Source organism: Polaromonas sp. P1_A2 (genome assembly GCF_056406895.1).
This window is the reverse complement of record NZ_JBFTZI010000009.1, coordinates 53,836-70,898: the sequence shown is the minus strand read 5'-3', so window position 1 is coordinate 70,898 and position 17,063 is coordinate 53,836. Positions and strand designations below refer to the sequence as shown.

Here is a 17,063-nt window from a genome sequence, read left to right as displayed (position 1 = left end):
ATCCCGGCGCTAGCGCGCCTCTGAAGCCGCCGCGGCTGCAATCCCCTCGGCGGACTTTTTCGCGAATTCCGCGCGCAGGGCCTTGAGCTTTTCGCGCGGGTCTTCCTTCACGGTGGCCTTGTCCAGCGCCATCTCGGCGATGAAGCGGCTGGGCGCGCCGGGAATCATGTCGCGGCCCTTCTTGCGCTTGCGCAGCCAGTTCACGGCCAGCGTGCGCTGCGCGCGCGTGATGCCCACATACATCAGGCGGCGCTCTTCCTGCAGGCGCAGGGCGATGTCGTCGGTGTTGCTGCCATCATCGTCTTCGAGCTTGAAGGGCAGCAGTCCCTCGTTCACGCCGGCCAGCACCACATGCGGCCACTCCAGGCCCTTGGCGGCATGCAGGGTGGACAGGGTCACCACGTTCTGGTCGCCCTCGCGCTCGCTGATGGTGGACAGCAGCGCAATCGTCTGCACCACCTCCAGCATGGTCTTGGTCTCGGCGGCCACCACCGCGCCCGAGGCGTCCTCGATCTGCCCGCCGCAGCGCTGGGCCACCCAGTCGCAAAAATCCATCACATTGGTCCAGCGCGCGGCCGCGAGCTTTTCGCTGTCCTCGCCGTCGTAGAGGTGCTTCTCGTAATCGATTTCCTTGAGCCAGTCGTTCAGGAAGGCGCGTGCGTCCTCGGCGCCCACGGTGCGTTTGGCGCGGTACTCGAGGTCGTTGAGGTAGCGGCCGAACTCATGCAGCGAGCCCACCGCCTTGGCCGGCAGCACCGAGCCCAGCGAGTTGCTGAACAGCGCCTCGAACAGGCTTTGTTTGGTCTGGCTCGCGAACGTGCCCAGCGCGCCCAGCGTGGTGTGGCCTATGCCGCGCTTGGGCGTGGTCACCGCGCGCATGAATGCCGGGTCGTCGTTGTTGTTGACCAGAAGCCGCATCCAGCAGCACAGGTCCTTGATTTCCGCGCGGTCGAAAAAGCTTTGCCCGCCCGAGACCTTGTAGGGAATGTTGGCGCGGCGAAAGGCTTTTTCAAAAGGCTTGGCCAGGTGATTGGCGCGGTAGAGCACGCAAAAATCCTTCCACTCCTTGTACTGCCCGCCCTCGGCCTGCAGGCTGCCTTCGGCGCGCAGGCTCTGGATGCGCGCCACCACGCGCTCGGCCTCGTGCTCCTCGCTGTCGCAATCGACCACGCGCACCGGCTCGCCCTCGCCGAGTTCGCTGAAAAGCGTCTTCGGGAAAAGCTTGGGGTTGGGGCCGATCACGTTGTTGGCCGCGCGCAGGATGGCGCTGGTCGAGCGGTAGTTCTGCTCGAGCTTGACCACCCTGAGGTTGGGGTAGTCCTGCGGCAGCTTGCGCAGGTTGTCCAGCGTGGCGCCGCGCCAGCCGTAGATCGACTGGTCGTCGTCGCCCACGGCCGTGAAGCGGCCGCGTGCGCCCACCAATAGCTTGAGCATCTCGTACTGCGTGGCATTGGTGTCCTGGTATTCGTCGACCAGCACATGGCCCAGGGATTCCTGCCATTTGCTGCGCACGCTTTCGTGTTCGCGCAGCAGCTTGAGCGGCAGGCCCACCAGGTCGTCGAAGTCCACGCTTTGGTAGGCGGTCAGCCGCTCCTCATAGTGCGCCATCACGCGCGCGATGGCGCGCTCCTCGTCGCCGTTGGCCTGCGCCATGGCCTCGGCCGCGTTGAGGCCCATGTTCTTCCACAGGCTGATGGTCCACTGCCATTGCCGCGCGGTGGCCGCGTCGGTGCTGCCGCCGGCATCCTTCAGGATGCTGGTCACGTCGTCGCTGTCGAGGATGGAGAACTGGGGTTTCAGGCCCAGCGCCCCGCCGTCCTGGCGCAGCATGCGCACGCCCAGCGCATGGAAGGTGCAGATCAGCACGCCCTTGGCGCTTTTGCCGATCAGCGCCTTGGCCCGCTCGCGCATCTCGGCGGCGGCCTTGTTGGTGAAGGTGATCGCCGCGACCTGCTCGGGCTTGAGCCCCGACTGGATCAGCTGGCCTATCTTGTGCGTGATCACCCGTGTCTTGCCCGAGCCGGCTCCCGCCAGCACCAGGCAAGGGCCATGCAGGTAGTTGACGGCTTCTTGCTGGGCGGGGTTCAGGCCATGGGTCATGAAAAAGAATCGATTCCAAGGGAAAAAATGCGCGGGGCCGGCGCATTGAAGGGCTGCCGGCGGACGGCAAATCATAGCGGCTGCCCCGCAGGGTCCGCGGCGCGGCCTGGCCGGGTGAGCCCAAAGCATGCCGGGCACAAGCTGTGAAGCGCCGGGTCGGGCCATCAATGCCCGCGGCACAATGTTGGCCTCAACAGATCTGCTATTCAATCAATAGCAGCGTGCCCCAAGCGGCTTTAGGTGTGCCGGCTTGCCGGAGCGAAGCCGCCCTGCGTCAGGGACAGCGCCTGCGCCGCCTGCTGCAGTAGCAGGCGCACGGTTTTCTGGTCCGGCCCGACGTGGCGGTCTATGCGCCGCACATAAGGGCAGGTCAGTGCGGCCAGCGCGCTGTGGTCGGGCCCGAAGATGGGGCAGGAAATATCGGCCACGCCGAAAGATTGCAGGCTGTCACGCTCGAAATAGCCTTGCTGCCGGATGACGCCGAGGGCGGCGGCCAAGGCATCGGACTCGATGGGCACCTCGCCTTCGAGCGCGGTGTGCTGGGCCAGCATTTGCTGGGCCCGGCTGGCATCCGAGAAAGCCAGCAACACCCGGCCCGAGGCGGTATCGACCAGCCCGACATGCACACCCACGCGTATCGTCATGCTCCAGGTGCCGGGGCCGTTGACCTGCGCGGTGATCAGCACATTGCCCTGGTCGTAAACGCCCATGTGGCAGGCCTGCTCCGCCTTTTGTGCGAACGCTTCCATGATGGGAATGGCCTGGGTCACCAGCCGGTTCAGCGGCGGGTGCATGTGCGCCAGCGTGAAGAGCTTCAGGCTCAGCGAATAGCGGTCGCCCGAGAGCGAGCGCAGCACATATTGCCGCGCGACCAAACGCTCCAGCATGCGGTAGATCTCACTGGCGTTGCGATCCATTTCCTTGACGATTTCCGCGCGCGTCAGGCCCTGCGGCTGGCGCGCCAGCAACTCCAGGATGTCCAGGCCTTTGTCAAGCGCCGGTGCGCGGTAGCGGTCTTCCGCAGGCGGCGGGGCCGCGGTGGCGTCAGCGTCGTCCGGGTTCTGGTCGATAGCGGGAAATGAGTATTTTGGTTTCATGGCGGCAGGGTGAGTGAAGCCGAAGCTATTGCAATTTTGATATGTAACGCAGCGCTCCTGATATGGCAGGGCGCACTTCTGAGTATTTTCGTCTTCCTTGGTTTGAATTTATTCACTTTTGCATCTAATGTTCATCAATAAATAAATTTCTGACCTAGGGAAAGTCCGAGGCTCGAAAAGACCGCCGATTTCTATGATCAAGTCCATAAGTGAATAGTTTGTTCATCAATGAATGATTTGTAACAACAAGTTTCTTGATTCCAGCGACTCGCTTCATTGAATGGTCTGTCAGCTCAAAAAAGGTCTTTGCCATGCGTCCACAAAAGCCGGAGGAAAAAACAGTGCCGCTTAGCGCCGCCGCCCAAGGCATGGGCCCGGCCAGCGCACGGGTTTGCGCCGGGCAGGGCGCCCGGGTGATCCCGGCTGACGTCCATCCGGCCGCCGGCCGGACCTCCTGAGCGACGCCCAAGCACCTGCAAATGCCCATGACAGCTCTTGTGGCCATCAACGACCTGTGCAAATCCTTCCCGGGCGTGCGAGCGCTGCACAATGCCCGGCTTGAAATTGTTGCCGGCGAAGTGCATGCCCTGATGGGCGAGAACGGCGCCGGCAAATCGACCCTCATGAAGATATTGGCCGGGGTCTACCAGAAAGATTCGGGCGAGATCCGCATCGACGGCCAGCCGGTCGAGATCGCCAGCCCGCGCGCCGCCCAGGCGCTGGGCATAGGCATCATCCACCAGGAGCTCAACCTGATGAGCCACCTGAGCGTGGCGCAGAACATCTTCATCGGACGCGAGCCGCGCGGGCGTCTGGGCCTGTTCATAGACTCCGAAAAAATGGCCCGCGACACGGCGGCGATCTTCGAGCGCCTGCACCTGGACCTGGAGCCGCACACGCTGGTCTGCGACCTGACGGTGGCGCGCCAGCAGATGGTCGAGATCGCCAAGGCGCTGTCCTTCGATTCGCGCGTGCTGATCATGGACGAGCCCACCGCCGCGCTGAACAACGCCGAGATCGACGACCTGTTCCGCATCATCGGCCAGCTCAAGCACCATGGTGTCGGCATCGTGTACATCTCGCACAAGATGGACGAGCTCAAGCGCATCTCGGACCGCGTGACGGTGATGCGCGACGGCCAGTACATCGGCACCGTGCCGACGGCCAGCACCAGCATGGACACCATCATCGGCATGATGGTGGGGCGCGCCCTGCTCGAAGACGAGAAGCCGCCGCAAACCAGCCAGGGCGGGGAGACCCTGCTGGAGGTGCGCGGCCTCAACCGCGGCCGCAGCATCAAGAACGTCAGCTTCAGCGTGCACAGGGGCGAGATCCTGGGGTTCGCCGGCCTGATGGGCGCCGGCCGGACCGAAGTGGCGCGCGCCGTGTTCGGTGCCGACAAAAAGGACTCGGGCGAGATATGGGTCAAGGGCCGCCGGGTTGACGTGGGCAGCCCGGCCGATGCGGTCAAGCACGGTATCGGCTACCTGTCGGAAGACCGCAAGCACTTCGGCCTGGCCACCGGCATGGACGTGCAGACCAACATCGTGATGACCAGCCTGCGGCGCTTTCTGAGCTTCGGATTCCTTCTCAAGCCCGCGGCCATACAGGGCGCGGCGGCGAAGCTGATCGCGCAACTGGGCATCAGGACACCGAGCGCGCTTCAGAAAGTGGCGCTGCTGTCGGGCGGCAACCAGCAAAAAATCGTGATCGCCAAATGGCTGGTGCGCGACTGCGACATCCTGTTTTTCGACGAGCCCACGCGCGGCATCGACGTGGGCGCCAAGAGCGAAATCTACAAGCTGCTCAACGCGCTGGCGGCGCAGGGCCGCGCGATCGTGATGATCTCCTCGGAACTGCCCGAGGTGCTGCGCCTGAGCCACCGCATCGTGGTGATGTGCGAGGGCCGCGTCACCGGCGAGCTTTCGGCCCGCGATGCCACGCAGGAAAAAATCATGCAGTTGGCCACCCGGCGAGAAGCCCCGGCGGCCGCTTCCGGTGCGGTTGCCGCCGCTTTCTAAAAACCACACCGAAACGACCCCACATGACCGTCTCCAAGTTGCTGCAGGGTATCAAGACTGCGGCTTTCAGTAGCAACACCCGCCAAAAGCTGCTGGCGTTTGCCAGCTTGCTGGGGTTGCTCATTTTCTTCAGCATGGCCTCGCCGAGTTTCATGCAGACCGACAACATGGTGGGCATATTGCAGGCCACCGCGGTCAACGGTGTCCTGGCCATCGCCTGCACCTTTGTCATCATCACCTCGGGCATAGACCTGTCGGTGGGCACCCTGATGACCTTCTGCGCGGTCATGGCCGGGGTGGTCTTGACCTATTGGGGCCTGCCCTTTTACCTGGGGGTGGCGGCGGCGATCTTTTTCGGCGCGCTCTCGGGCTTCATCTCGGGCGTGCTGATCGCCAAGCTGAAGATCCCGCCTTTTATCGCCACGCTGGGCATGATGCTCATGCTCAAGGGCCTGTCGCTGGTCATCACCCATTCCAAGCCGATCTACTTCAACGACACGCCCGAGTTCCCGCTGATTGCCCAGGACTCGCTGATCGGCTACTTCCTGCCCGAGCTGCCCATTCCCAACGCGGTGCTGATCCTCTTCGTGGTGGCGGTGGTGTCCAGCCTCATCCTGAACAAGACGGTGCTGGGCACCTACACCTTCGCGCTGGGCAGCAACGAAGAGGCGGTGCGCCTGTCGGGCGTGAACGTGGACCGCTGGAAGATCATCGTCTACACCCTGAGCGGCGCGATCTGCGGCATTGCCGGCCTGCTTATCGCCTCGCGCCTCAATTCCGCGCAGCCGGCGCTGGGCCAGGGCTATGAACTCGATGCGATTGCCGCCGTCGTGATCGGCGGCACCTCGCTCAGCGGTGGGGCCGGCACCATCCTGGGCACCATCATCGGCGCTTTCATCATGAGTGTGCTGACCAACGGGCTGCGCATCATGTCGGTGGCCCAGGAGTGGCAGACCGTGGTGACCGGCCTGATCATCATCGCGGCGGTGTACGCCGACATCCTGCGAAAGCGCAAGTCCTAGCAAGGAGAACCCCAACCCCCCGCCCCTGCCCACGTTTGATTTTGATATTCATTGCAACACCCCATAAAGATACGGAGACAAACATGATTCTGAAACGCACATTCCTGAGCCTCGCGCTGGGCCTCGGCCTGGCCTCCACCCTGAGCACGACGGCGCTGGCCGCCGACGAGATCTACATCCCCATGGTCTCCAAGGGTTTTCAGCACCAGTTCTGGCAGGCCGTCAAAGCCGGCGCGGAGCAGGCCGGCAAGGACTACAAGGTCAAGGTGACCTTCGAAGGCCCCGAGAGCGAGAGCATGGTGGACAAGCAGATCGACATGTTCGCCGCGGCGCTGGCCAAGAAGCCATCGGCCATCGGCTTTGCCGCGCTGGACAGCAAGGCGTCCATCCCGCTGCTGAAAAAAGCCCAGGCCGCCAAGATTCCGGTCATCGCCTTTGACTCGGGCGTGGACAGCGATATCCCGGTGACCACGACCACCACCAACAACGTGGCCGCCGCCGCCCTGGCCGCCGACAAGATGGCCGAGCTGATCGGCAAGAGCGGCGACGTGGCCCTGGTGGTGCACGACCAGACCAGCCGCACCGGCATCGACCGCACCGAAGGTTTTGTCAACCGCATCAAGTCGACCTACCCGAACATCAAGATCGTCAGCGTGCAATACGGTGGCGGCGACCAGCTCAAATCCACCGAGATCACCAAGTCCATCCTGCAGGCCAACCCCAACCTCAAGGGGATTTTCGGCGCCAACGAAGGCTCGGCCATAGGCGCGCTGAACGGCGCCAGGGAGATGAAGCGCAAGGTGGTGATCATCGGCTACGACTCCGGCAAGCAGCAAAAAGCCGCCATCCTGGACGGCTCCATGGCCGGCGCCATCACCCAGAACCCGGTCGGCATCGGCTACAAGACCGTGGAAGCGGCGGTCAAGGCCCTCAAGGGCGAGAAGCTGCCCAAGGTCATAGACACCGGCTTTTACTACTACGACAAGTCGACCATCAACGATCCCAAGATCGCGGCGGTCCTGTACGACTGATGGTGGGCGCGGCCCCAGGGCGGGCCGCACTTTTCCCGGGCCGCACTTCCTTCAACAGGCAATCTTCCTATGAGCGTTATCCAATCCATGCGTGTCATCGACGTGCGTTTTCCCACGTCGCGGCATCTCGACGGCTCGGATGCGATGAATCCGGACCCGGATTATTCGGCCGCCTATGTGGTGCTCGAGACCGGGCAGCCGGGGCTAGCAGGCCATGGCCTGACCTTCACCATAGGCCGCGGCAATGAAATCTGCTGCGCCGCCATCGAAGCCATGCGACATCGGGTGGTCGGGCTGGAAATGGACTGGGTGACCGAGGACATGGGACGCTTCTGGCGCCACATCACCTCGGACAGCCAGCTGCGCTGGATAGGCCCGGACAAGGGCGCCATCCACCTGGCCACGGCCGCCGTGGTCAACGCCGTGTGGGACCTGTGGGCCAAACAGGAGGGCCTGCCCGTGTGGAAGCTGGTGGCCCGCATGAGCCCTGAAGAGATCGTCAGGCTGATCGACTTTCGCTACATCACCGACTGCATCACGCCGGACGAGGCGCTGGCGCTCCTGACACGGCAAGCCGCCGGCAAGGACGAGCGGCTACGGACCCTGGAGCGCGAAGGCTACGCCTGCTACACCACCTCCGCCGGCTGGCTGGGCTATGACGACGAAAAGCTGAGGCGCCTGGCCCAGGAAGCGGTGGATGCGGGCTTTTCGCATATCAAGCTCAAGGTGGGCCGCGACCTGCAGGACGACATCCGGCGGCTGCGCGTTGCCCGCGAGGTGCTGGGCCCCGACCGCGCGCTGATGATCGATGCGAACCAGGTCTGGGACGTGGACCAGGCGATTGAGTGGCTGGGCCAGCTGGGCTTTGCCAAGCCCTGGTTCATCGAGGAGCCGACCAGCCCCGACGACATCGAGGGCCACCGCCGCATCCGCGAGGCGGTCAAAGGCGACATGCAGGTCGCCACCGGCGAGATGTGCCAGAACCGCGTCATGTTCAAGCAGCTCATCATGCGCGGCGCGATCGACGTGGTGCAGATCGACGCCTGCCGGCTGGGCGGGGTCAACGAGGCGCTGGCCGTGATGCTGATGGCCGCCAAACACGGGCTCAAGGTGTGCCCGCATGCCGGCGGCGTCGGCCTGTGTGAATACGTGCAGCACCTGTCGATGATCGACTACCTCTGCATCGCCGGCAGCAAGGAAGGCCGGGTCATCGAATACGTGGACCACCTGCACGAGCATTTTGTGGACCCCTGCGTGATTCGCAACGCGGCCTACATGCCGCCGCAGCGGCCGGGTTATTCGATCGAGATGAAGCCCGAATCGCTGGCCCGCTACACCTTCAGGGGCTGATGCCCGCCGGCCCCTTTATCAATTGACCAACCCCCAAGCAACACCCAGGACCGGAGCCCGTTGATGGATTTGCACCTTCAAAACAAGATTGTCATTGTCACCGGCGGGGGCGCCGGAATCGGCGGGGCCATCAGCCTGCAACTGGCGCGAGAGGGCGCCGTGCCGGTGATCCTCGGCCGCAGCCCCCTGCTGCCGGCGTTTTCCGCGGCCTTGCGCGAGATCGGCGGCCGCCACGGATTTTTCCAGCTGAACCTTGAAGACGAAGCCGCCTGCCGGGCCGCGGTGCAGGCCACCGTGGCCGAATTCGGCGGCATTGACGCGCTGGTCAACAATGCCGGCGTCAACGACAGCGTCGGCCTGGAGGCGGGCCGTGAAGCCTTTGTGAAGTCGCTGGAGTCCAACCTGACGCACTGCTACCTGATGGCCCACCTGTGCCTGGACCAGCTCAAGGCCAGGCGCGGCGCCATCGTCAATATCTCCTCCAAGACGGCGCTCACCGGCCAGGGCAACACCAGCGGCTACGTCGCGGCCAAGGCGGCGCAGCTGGGCTTGACACGCGAATGGGCCGCCGCGCTGGCGCCGCACGGCGTGCGCGTCAACGCGGTGCTGCCGGCCGAAGTCATGACGCCGCTTTATGAAAGCTGGCTCAAGACCTTTGCCGACCCGGCGGCGGCGCTCGCCGACATCACGGCCCGCATTCCCCTGGGCCAGCGCATGACGACCGACCGCGAAATTGCCGACACGGTGGTGTTCCTGCTGTCCGACCGCGCTTCACACACCACCGGCCAGTGGGTCCATCCCGATGGCGGTTATGTGCACCTGGACCGCGCTTTGCCCGCGCGCTGACCGCCGTGACCCAAGTTTCCCCGCCCGAACCGGGTTCGCTCTGGGCAGCCATGCCGGCGAATGGGCATATCCGGACTTCTTTAACTGACTCAATCCAACCATAGAAAAGAGACAAACCATGAAAGCTGCTTTACGTACTATCTCCCTGGGTGTTGCCTGCGCGGCAGTGCTGGCGCCCCAAATAGCCTCTGCCCAGTCCACCGTCACCTTGTATGGGCGGGTCGTATCGGGCCTGGCCTATATCGACCATGTGTTTGACCCGGTGGCCAATGCCAGCTTCTCCAAAAGCATGGTGGCCAGCAACCAGTGGGGCACCAGCATGTGGGGCATGAAGGGCAAGGAAGACCTGGGGGGCGGCCTGGCGGCCAACTTCCTGGTCGAAAGCGGTTTTGAACTGAAAAACGGCTCGACCGGCGGGGCGCTGTTCAATCGCCGCGCTTATGTCGGTTTGTCCAACGACAGCTGGGGCAGCTTCCGCTTCGGCAAGAACCTGTTCATCAGCAATGATGTCTGGGACCTGGACCCGACCGGCCAGCAGTGGGTGGGCAGCGCCACCCTGGTCAGGGGCCGCAACTGGCCCGGCGCGAACAATGTGGTCGAGTATTCAACGCCGAACATGGGCGGCTTCAACGCCACCGCGCAGATCTCGCTGGGCGAGCAGGCGGGCAACAGCAAGGCCAATCGTGGTGAGGGCATTTCGCTGACCTACGCGAACCAGGACCTGATGCTGCGCGCCATCTATTCCCAGCGCCATAATGCTGCCGGCACCTTCACCGATGTTTTCTCCACCTCCAAGGAAACCATCATCGGCGGTACCTACAAGATTGGTGCGGCCAAGCTGTATGCCGCCTATGACTACATCACCGCACCCGAGGCGGCCCTCACCGCCGCGTCCAAGCTCAAGCATGCCTGGGTCGGCGTTCGCTACGACCTGACGCCGGCGATGACGCTGATCGGTTCGGTCTTCCACGTCAAGTCCGACCGTGTGGCCGGCAAGGCCACCCTGGGCATGGTGGGGGTGGACTACAGCATGTCCAAGCGCACGCTGCTGTACGCGTCGTTCGGCAATGTCAGCAACTCCAATGGCGCCAACTTCGGGGTGGACGGGGTCTCGGGCAATCCGGCCGTCAACCAGTCGCAAAGAACCATTTATGCGGGCATTGCGCATAGCTTTTAAAGCGACCTGCGGCTGATTGGCTGGCTGGCGTGTGCCAGCCAGCCGTCTTGCTGGATTCAATATCTATAGCGGCTTGCGCAGGCACCACCTGCGCAAGCCGCTATTTTTTCGCCCTTTTTTCTCCAGGCTGCGCGAGCGATTCGGCCGCCGGGCGGGTCGCGCTGTCCGCATCCGGCACAGCCCTGGGCGACAATCAGCGCCGTGCTCAGCATTCTTTTTGTCACCTTCCCGTTTTTCGCCCTGGTGCTGTGCGGCTATCTGGCCGCGCGCCGCGGCCTGCTTCCGCAGCTGGCCATTCCCGGCCTCAACACCTTTGTGCTGTATTTCGCGCTGCCCTGCATGCTTTACCGCTTCGGCGCCGGCACGCCGGTGGCGCAGCTGCTGGACGCCAGCCTGGTGGCCGTCTACCTGCTGTGCGCGTTGCTGATCGTGGCTTTTACCGTGATGTTCACGCGCAAGGGCCGCATCGCCTGGAACGACGCCTCCTTCGGCGCGCTGGTCGCGGCCTTTCCCAACACCGGCTTCATGGGCGTGCCGCTGCTGGTGGCGCTGCTGGGCGCGCAGGCCGCCGGCCCGGCCATCGTCACCATCCTGGTCGACCTGCTGGTCACGAGTTCGCTGTGCATCGCGCTGTCGCGGCTGGACTCGGCCGACATCCACGGCGCCGAGGTCGCCGCGCAGAACGCGCTCAAGGGCGTGGCCCTCAATCCCATGCCCTGGGCCATCGTGCTGGGCGCGCTGTCCTCCGGCCTGGGCGTGGCCCTGCCCGGGCCGGTGATGCAGACCGTGGGCCTGCTGGCCGACGCGGCCTCGCCGGTCGCGCTGTTCACCATAGGCGCGGTGCTGGCCCGCTCGCAGATGAACAGCACGCAGGCCACGCCGCTCAGGGACTATGTGCCGGTGGCCCTGGTCAAGCTGGTGCTGCACCCGCTGCTAGTGGGCGCGGTGGGGCTGGGCGCCATTGCCCTGGGCGTGCCGCTGCAGCGCTCCGCCCTCGTCGTGATCGTGCTGGTGGCGGCCCTGCCCAGCGCCAGCAATGTCGCGCTGCTGGCCGAGCGCTTCGGCGCCGACAACGGCCGCATCGCGCGCATCATCCTGCTGTCCACGGTGCTGGCCTTCTTCAGCTTTTCGGCGGCCGTGGCCTTGCTGACCTGAGAGCCGCACGCCGGCTTTCCGGCGCTGTTACAAAAAAGCCGAAAAAAGACGGCGCCATGTTGTCGATTTGCCCGCCGGCCGCTCGTCGTACCGGTAGAGCGGCATTTTTGCCGGGGCTGTCCCGGCAAGCGCTCCCAACCCAAAGGAGTCCGAAATGAAATTCATGGTCCTCGTCAAAGCCGACAAACACAGCGAAGCCGGCGAAATGCCCAGCGAACAACTGCTGGCCGACATGGGCAAGTTCAACGAATCGCTGGTCAAGGCCGGCGTCATGCTCGCGGGCGAGGGCTTGCATCCCAGCGCCAAAGGTTCGCGCGTCAAGTTTTCCGGCGGCAAGCGCACCGTGGTCGACGGGCCCTTCCCCGAAACCAAGGAACTGGTGGCCGGTTTCTGGATACTGCAGGTCTCGTCGAAGGAAGAAGCGATTGAATGGGTCAAGCGCGCCCCCTTTCCGCCGGAGAGCGAAGCTGAAATCGAAATCCGCCAGGTGTTTTCGGCCGAGGACTTCGGCGCCGAGTTCACGCCCGAGCTGCGCGAGGCCGAGGAACGCCTGCGCCGCCAGGTCGAGGCGCAGCGCTGAAACGCGCGGCTCTTGCGTTTGAGGTAAAAACCGGGGGGACGGCAGCAAGGTGCAGCCACCCCGAGGAGACCCTAAGCATGCAATTCATGATCCTGCGCAAAGCCGATGCCGCGACCGAAGCCGGCGAGCTGCCCAGCCCCGCGCTGCTGGCCGCCATGGGCGCCTACAACGAGGAACTGGCCAAGGCCGGCATGCTGCTGGGCGGCGAGGGCCTGCAGCCCAGCGCCAAGGGCGCGCGCATCCGCTTTTCCGGCGGCAAGCCCACGGTGACCGACGGCCCTTTCACCGAGTCCAAGGAACTGATCGCCGGCTTCACCATGGTGGAAGCCGCCTCGCGCGAGGAAGTCATCGAGTGGCTCAAACGCTGGCCGCAGGAAGACGCCGACGGCAACAGTTCGCTGGAAGTTCGCGAGGGCGGCTGCCCCGGCGGCCTGCGCGGTGTCAGCGGCGAAGGCGCGCCGGCCTTGCCCGAAGGCTTTCGCCGCTTCATGATCTTGCTCAAGGCCAACGACAGGGCCGAAACCGGCGCCGTGCCCGACAGCCAGTGGCTGGGGCGCATGGCCCGGCACAACGACGACGCGGTCAAGGCCGGTGTGCTGCTCATGGGCGAGGGCCTCAAGCCCAGCGCCAGCGCCTCCCGCCTCAAATTCACCCGGGGTAAACCAAGCGTGATGGACGGGCCCTTTGCCGAGGCCAAGGAATTGCTGGCCGGCTTCTGGATCATCCAGGCGCGCTCGCTGCAGGCCGCGGTGGACTGGGCCCTGGGCTACCCGTTTCCGTTCAGTGACACCGAAGAGGTCGAGGTCGAGATCCGGCTGCTGTATGAAGCCGCCGACTTCGGCATGGCCTGAGCTTCAGGGCCGCGGCCAAAAAATTTTTCTGAAATTTTTTCGCCCGGCATGTCGATTTCGCGTTTTCCGTTCGTCGTAACGGTGAGCAGGCGTTTTTTGCGGGCCGAACCGGCCCCTTGAAACCGGCGCTCGCCATTCATGAAATGAACGAACACCAAAAAAGGGGATTTACATGTTCAAGACCATTGCCATCATTGCCGCCGTCCTGGTGCTGCTTTTTGTCGTGACCGTGCTGGTGCTGGCCTCCGGCAAGCCCGACACCTTCCGCGTCCAGCGCCAGGCCAGCATCCAGGCGCCGCCCGAAAAAATCTTTCCGCTGATCAATGACTACAAAAACTGGGGCGCCTGGTCGCCCTGGGAGAAGAAAGATCCGGCCATGAAACGCAGCTTCAGCGGCCCGGCGGCCGGCAAGGGCGCGGCCTATGCCTGGGACAGCAAGGAGGTTGGTGTGGGCGACATGCTGATCACCGAGTCCCAGCCGTCCTCCCTCGTCAAGATAGACCTCAACTTCAGCAAACCCTTCGAGGCCCACAACAAGGTGGTGTTCAGCATCCAGCCGCAGGCCGGCGGCAGCAGCACCGTGAGCTGGGAGATGGCCGGCCCCGCGCCCCTGCTGTCCAAGGTCATGCAGGTGTTCTTCAGCATGGACAAGATGGTGGGCAAGGACTTTGAGGCCGGCCTGGCCGACCTGAAGGCCGCCGCCGAAAAGCAAGGCTGACCCACCCACCCCCWACCCAAGGAGTCTTCAAATGCGATTCATGATGCTGATGATCCCCAAAGGCTATGAAAGCGCCGCCGCCGGCACCCTGCCCAGCGCCGATGCCGTGGCCGCGATGATGAAATACAACGAGGAGTTGCAAAAAGCCGGCGTGCTGCTTTCGCTCGAAGGCCTGCACCCGCCCGCCATGGGCGCGCGCGTGAGCTTTCCCGGCGGCAAGCCGCGCGTGGTCGACGGCCCTTTTGCCGAAGCCCGCGAGGTGCTGGGCGGCTTCTGGATGATCAATGTGGCTTCGCGCGCCGAAGCCATCGAGTGGGCCTCGCGCTGTCCCGCCGCCGAAAACGAAACCATAGAGCTGCGCCAGGTGATGGAGATGTCCGATTTCCCGGCCGACGTGCAGGAAGCGGCCGCCGGCTTCACCGAGATGCAGCAGGCCCCGAGCGGGAAGAACGCAGATAAAGGCAAGGGCGGCTGAGGCCCCATGGCGTCCCATGAAACCCACCGCGCCATCGACGCCGTCTGGCGCATCGAGTCGGCCAAGGTCATCGCCAAGGTCGCACGCATGGTGCAGGAGGTGGGCCTGGCCGAAGAGATCGCGCAGGACGCGCTGGTCACGGCGCTCGAGCGCTGGCCCCAGACGGGCGTGCCGGACAACCCGGGCGCCTGGCTCATGGCCGTTGCCAAGCACCGCGCCATCGATTACCTGCGGCGGCGCAAGCTGCTCGCGCTCAAGCATGAAGAGCTGGGCCGCGAACTCGAGATGGAGCAGGACATGGCTTTTGCCGATGTAGACGAGCCCGGCTCCGGCGACGACGGCGCCGACGACTACGGCGACGACCTGCTGCGCCTGATCTTCACCGCCTGCCACCCGGTGCTGTCCACCGAGGCGCGCATCGCGCTCACGCTGCGGCTGCTGGGCGGCCTCAGCACCGATGAGATCGCGCGCGCCTTCCTGGTGCCCGAGCCCACCGTGGCCCAGCGCATCGTGCGCGCCAAGCGCACCCTGGCCGAAGCGCGCGTGCCTTTTGAGGTGCCCGGCCCCGAAGAGCGCAACGCGCGGCTGGCCTCGGTGCTGGAGGTCATCTACCTGATCTTCAACGAGGGCTACTCGGCCACCTCGGGCGGCGACTGGATGCGGCCCGCGCTCTGCGACGAGGCCTTGCGGCTGGGGCGCGTGCTGGCCGAGCTCGCCACGCAGGAGCCCGAAGTGCACGGCCTCGTGGCCCTCATGGAAATCCAGGCCTCGCGCGCCAAGGCGCGCACCGGGCCTTCGGGCGAACCGATTCTGTTGCTGGACCAGAACCGCGCGCGCTGGGACCACATCCTGATACGCCGCGGCCTGGCCGCATTGGCGCGCGCCGAGGCCCTGGGCGGCGCGCTGGGGCCGTATGCGCTGCAGGCCGCCATCGCCGCCTGCCATGCGCGCGCGCCCACCGGCGCCGACACCGACTGGCAGCGCATCGCCGCGCTCTACGATGCGCTGTCGCAGCTCGCGCCCTCGCCGGTGGTGGAACTCAACCGCGCCGTGGCGCTGGCCATGGCCTTTGGCCCGGCCACCGGGCTGGAAGTGGCCGATGCGCTGCTGGCCGAGCCCTTGATGAAAAACTACCACCTGCTGCCCAGCGTGCGCGGCGATTTTTTGTTCAAGCTGGGCCGTTTTGACGAAGCCCATGCCGAGTTCGAACGCGCCGCCTCGCTCACGCGCAACCTGCGCGAACGCGAACTGCTGCTGGCGCGCGCCGCGGCCTGCGAGCCCGACGCCAGGCCGCGCCTTTCCTGAAGCGCCTCAGCCTGCGGGCTTGCGCCCGCCCAGCATGCAGGCAATCGCCGCCAGCTGCAGCAGCACCGTCGCGCCGAAATAAAGGCCTGTGCCCGCGCCCAGGTGGACCGGGCTTCCGTTGGCCGCCACCAGCAGCAAGGCAAAGGTCGCCGGCGCCAGCGCCCAGAGGCCTTGCGACATGGCGACGATCAGCGCCACCACGCGCGGAACGTCTTCCTTGACGAATTCCACCTGTGCCACCAGCGGCGGCAGCGATGTCGCGTTGCCAATGCCGACGCCGAACAGCACCACGCCTGCCAGGATCAGCGCCGTCTGCTGCTCCGCCGCGCAAGCCAGCAACAGCGAGCCGACGATCTGCACCGCGTAGCTCACGCTGGCCACCAGCCGGCGGTCGGCATCCGGCGGCATGCATTTGCCGACCACGGTGCGCCCGCCTATGGCGCAGGCGGTCGCCAGTGCCATGGCCAGGCCCGCGCCCTGGGCGCCCAGCGCGAAGACCAGCAGCGAATACAGATGTGTGATCAGCCCCGCCTGCGCAAACAGGCTCAGTGCCATGGCGGCGGCCAGCGTGCGAAAGCCGCGGTCGTGCCACAGCAGCCGGCCCGGCAGCGGCCTGGCATGCGCGGAGGTCACGCTGCGCGAAGGCGCGCCCGGCGCATCGCCGTCGGGCCGCTGGCCCAGGCGCTCGGGCGTCTTCGCCACCACAAAAAAACTGAGGCCCAGCACCACGGCCAGCATGGTGGCGCCCACCAGCACGGTGGCGGCGGTAAAACCCATTGCCGCGATCAAGGCACCCCACAGCGGCGAAAAAATCACGCCACCCAGGCTGGCACCGTTGTAGGCCTTGGCCAGCGCCAGGGGCCGGCCGCGCGCAAACCAGGGCGAGATGATGGCGTTGATGCCGGCCGCGCCCATGGTGACCCAGCCGCCGCCGGTCAGCAGCGCGGCTATAAACAATTGCCAGGGCTGCGCGGCCAAAGCCCAGCCCATCAGGCCCAGCGCCAGCGCGGCGGCGCCCGCGGCCGTGGTGGCGGCCACACCGAGGCGCTTGTGTATGCGCGGCAGGCAAGCCACCACGCCCGCGCCGAACAAAAAGTGAAAGGTCACCGCGCTGGATACCAGCGGAAGCGCCCAGCCGGTGCGCGCCAGCACCGCATGCAAAAAAATCGCCGGGCTGTAAAAACCCAGGCCCCAGCCGAAGATGGCAATAACAAAGGCAGAGCGCACCACGGTCGCGCCAAAAAAGGGGCGCGGCGCCGGTGCCTGCAGGGTGGGGGTGAGGGGCAGTTCCATGGGTTTCTCCTTGAAGGGCATGGCTTCCATGGTGCGGTGAAG

15 protein-coding genes and 1 pseudogene are annotated in these 17,063 nt (G+C 65.2%); 13 read left to right on the top strand and 3 right to left on the bottom strand.

The genetic code is table 11. The annotated features are described in order from the left end of the window. Positions 1 to 9: 9 nt before the first annotated feature. Positions 10 to 2,100, bottom strand: coding sequence for an ATP-dependent helicase (locus AC1D09_RS23485; protein WP_477663470.1), 2,091 nt, complete (start codon positions 2,098 to 2,100; stop codon positions 10 to 12). Positions 2,101 to 2,336: 236 nt separating this feature from the next. Further along, positions 2,337 to 3,197, bottom strand: coding sequence for an IclR family transcriptional regulator (locus AC1D09_RS23480; protein ID WP_477663469.1), 861 nt, complete (start codon positions 3,195 to 3,197; stop codon positions 2,337 to 2,339). Positions 3,198 to 3,682: 485 nt separating this feature from the next. Between AC1D09_RS23480 and AC1D09_RS23475 the strand changes: the two genes are divergently transcribed. The 13 genes and pseudogenes from AC1D09_RS23475 (at position 3,683) to AC1D09_RS23415 (ending at position 15,728) form a co-directional block, all read left to right on the top strand. After that, positions 3,683 to 5,218 carry a sugar ABC transporter ATP-binding protein gene (locus AC1D09_RS23475; RefSeq protein WP_477663468.1) on the top strand — a complete coding sequence of 512 codons (1,536 nt, stop codon included), beginning with the start codon at positions 3,683 to 3,685 and terminating at the stop codon, positions 5,216 to 5,218. Positions 5,219 to 5,241: 23 nt separating this feature from the next. Continuing rightward, entirely contained in the window at positions 5,242 to 6,240 is a 999-nt protein-coding gene (locus AC1D09_RS23470; protein WP_477663467.1) for an ABC transporter permease, read from the top strand. Between the two features lie 83 nt (positions 6,241 to 6,323). Further along, positions 6,324 to 7,271 (top strand): ABC transporter substrate-binding protein, encoded by a 948-nt coding sequence (locus AC1D09_RS23465; protein WP_413329795.1) that lies wholly within the window; start codon positions 6,324 to 6,326, stop codon positions 7,269 to 7,271. 69 nt (positions 7,272 to 7,340) lie between these two features. Then, on the top strand, positions 7,341 to 8,621 hold the full coding sequence (locus AC1D09_RS23460; RefSeq protein ID WP_477663466.1) for an L-fuconate dehydratase: 1,281 nt from the start codon (positions 7,341 to 7,343) through the stop codon (positions 8,619 to 8,621). A gap of 63 nt (positions 8,622 to 8,684) precedes the next feature. After that, positions 8,685 to 9,467, top strand: a complete 783-nt coding sequence (locus AC1D09_RS23455) for an L-fucose dehydrogenase (RefSeq protein ID WP_477663465.1) — start codon at positions 8,685 to 8,687, stop codon at positions 9,465 to 9,467. Positions 9,468 to 9,585: 118 nt separating this feature from the next. Continuing rightward, complete coding sequence (locus tag AC1D09_RS23450; protein WP_477663464.1) at positions 9,586 to 10,644, top strand: porin; 1,059 nt, start codon at positions 9,586 to 9,588, stop codon at positions 10,642 to 10,644. Between the two features lie 201 nt (positions 10,645 to 10,845). Further along, positions 10,846 to 11,799 carry an AEC family transporter gene (locus AC1D09_RS23445; protein ID WP_477663463.1) on the top strand — a complete coding sequence of 318 codons (954 nt, stop codon included), beginning with the start codon at positions 10,846 to 10,848 and terminating at the stop codon, positions 11,797 to 11,799. Positions 11,800 to 11,953: 154 nt separating this feature from the next. Beyond that, positions 11,954 to 12,379: a YciI family protein gene (locus AC1D09_RS23440; RefSeq protein ID WP_477663462.1), complete on the top strand. Its 426-nt coding sequence runs from the start codon at positions 11,954 to 11,956 to the stop codon at positions 12,377 to 12,379. Between the two features lie 77 nt (positions 12,380 to 12,456). Beyond that, positions 12,457 to 12,792 (top strand): annotated as a pseudogene (locus AC1D09_RS23435) (YciI family protein); the annotation flags it as partial. Positions 12,793 to 12,867: 75 nt separating this feature from the next. Then, positions 12,868 to 13,230 (top strand): YciI family protein, encoded by a 363-nt coding sequence (locus AC1D09_RS23430; RefSeq protein WP_477663482.1) that lies wholly within the window; start codon positions 12,868 to 12,870, stop codon positions 13,228 to 13,230. Positions 13,231 to 13,402: 172 nt separating this feature from the next. Next, positions 13,403 to 13,948: an SRPBCC family protein gene (locus AC1D09_RS23425; RefSeq protein WP_477663461.1), complete on the top strand. Its 546-nt coding sequence runs from the start codon at positions 13,403 to 13,405 to the stop codon at positions 13,946 to 13,948. A gap of 31 nt (positions 13,949 to 13,979) precedes the next feature. Continuing rightward, positions 13,980 to 14,423, top strand: a complete 444-nt coding sequence (locus AC1D09_RS23420) for a YciI family protein (RefSeq protein WP_477663460.1) — start codon at positions 13,980 to 13,982, stop codon at positions 14,421 to 14,423. 6 nt (positions 14,424 to 14,429) lie between these two features. After that, a complete protein-coding gene (locus tag AC1D09_RS23415; RefSeq protein ID WP_477663459.1) occupies positions 14,430 to 15,728 on the top strand; it encodes an RNA polymerase sigma factor in 1,299 nt (432 codons plus the stop codon). A gap of 6 nt (positions 15,729 to 15,734) precedes the next feature. Here AC1D09_RS23415 and AC1D09_RS23410 read toward each other — a convergent pair whose 3' ends face one another. Further along, positions 15,735 to 17,021 carry an MFS transporter gene (locus AC1D09_RS23410; RefSeq protein WP_477663458.1) on the bottom strand — a complete coding sequence of 429 codons (1,287 nt, stop codon included), beginning with the start codon at positions 17,019 to 17,021 and terminating at the stop codon, positions 15,735 to 15,737. Positions 17,022 to 17,063: the final 42 nt, after the last annotated feature.

Coding starts and splice junctions, on each gene's coding strand:
- AC1D09_RS23485 (WP_477663470.1), bottom strand. CDS start 2,100: ATGACCCATGGCCTGAACCCCGCCCAGCAAGAAGCCGTCAACTACCTG.
- AC1D09_RS23480 (WP_477663469.1), bottom strand. CDS start 3,197: ATGAAACCAAAATACTCATTTCCCGCTATCGACCAGAACCCGGACGAC.
- AC1D09_RS23475 (WP_477663468.1), top strand. CDS start 3,683: ATGACAGCTCTTGTGGCCATCAACGACCTGTGCAAATCCTTCCCGGGC.
- AC1D09_RS23470 (WP_477663467.1), top strand. CDS start 5,242: ATGACCGTCTCCAAGTTGCTGCAGGGTATCAAGACTGCGGCTTTCAGT.
- AC1D09_RS23465 (WP_413329795.1), top strand. CDS start 6,324: ATGATTCTGAAACGCACATTCCTGAGCCTCGCGCTGGGCCTCGGCCTG.
- AC1D09_RS23460 (WP_477663466.1), top strand. CDS start 7,341: ATGAGCGTTATCCAATCCATGCGTGTCATCGACGTGCGTTTTCCCACG.
- AC1D09_RS23455 (WP_477663465.1), top strand. CDS start 8,685: ATGGATTTGCACCTTCAAAACAAGATTGTCATTGTCACCGGCGGGGGC.
- AC1D09_RS23450 (WP_477663464.1), top strand. CDS start 9,586: ATGAAAGCTGCTTTACGTACTATCTCCCTGGGTGTTGCCTGCGCGGCA.
- AC1D09_RS23440 (WP_477663462.1), top strand. CDS start 11,954: ATGAAATTCATGGTCCTCGTCAAAGCCGACAAACACAGCGAAGCCGGC.
- AC1D09_RS23430 (WP_477663482.1), top strand. CDS start 12,868: ATGATCTTGCTCAAGGCCAACGACAGGGCCGAAACCGGCGCCGTGCCC.
- AC1D09_RS23425 (WP_477663461.1), top strand. CDS start 13,403: ATGTTCAAGACCATTGCCATCATTGCCGCCGTCCTGGTGCTGCTTTTT.
- AC1D09_RS23420 (WP_477663460.1), top strand. CDS start 13,980: ATGCGATTCATGATGCTGATGATCCCCAAAGGCTATGAAAGCGCCGCC.
- AC1D09_RS23415 (WP_477663459.1), top strand. CDS start 14,430: ATGGCGTCCCATGAAACCCACCGCGCCATCGACGCCGTCTGGCGCATC.
- AC1D09_RS23410 (WP_477663458.1), bottom strand. CDS start 17,021: ATGGAACTGCCCCTCACCCCCACCCTGCAGGCACCGGCGCCGCGCCCC.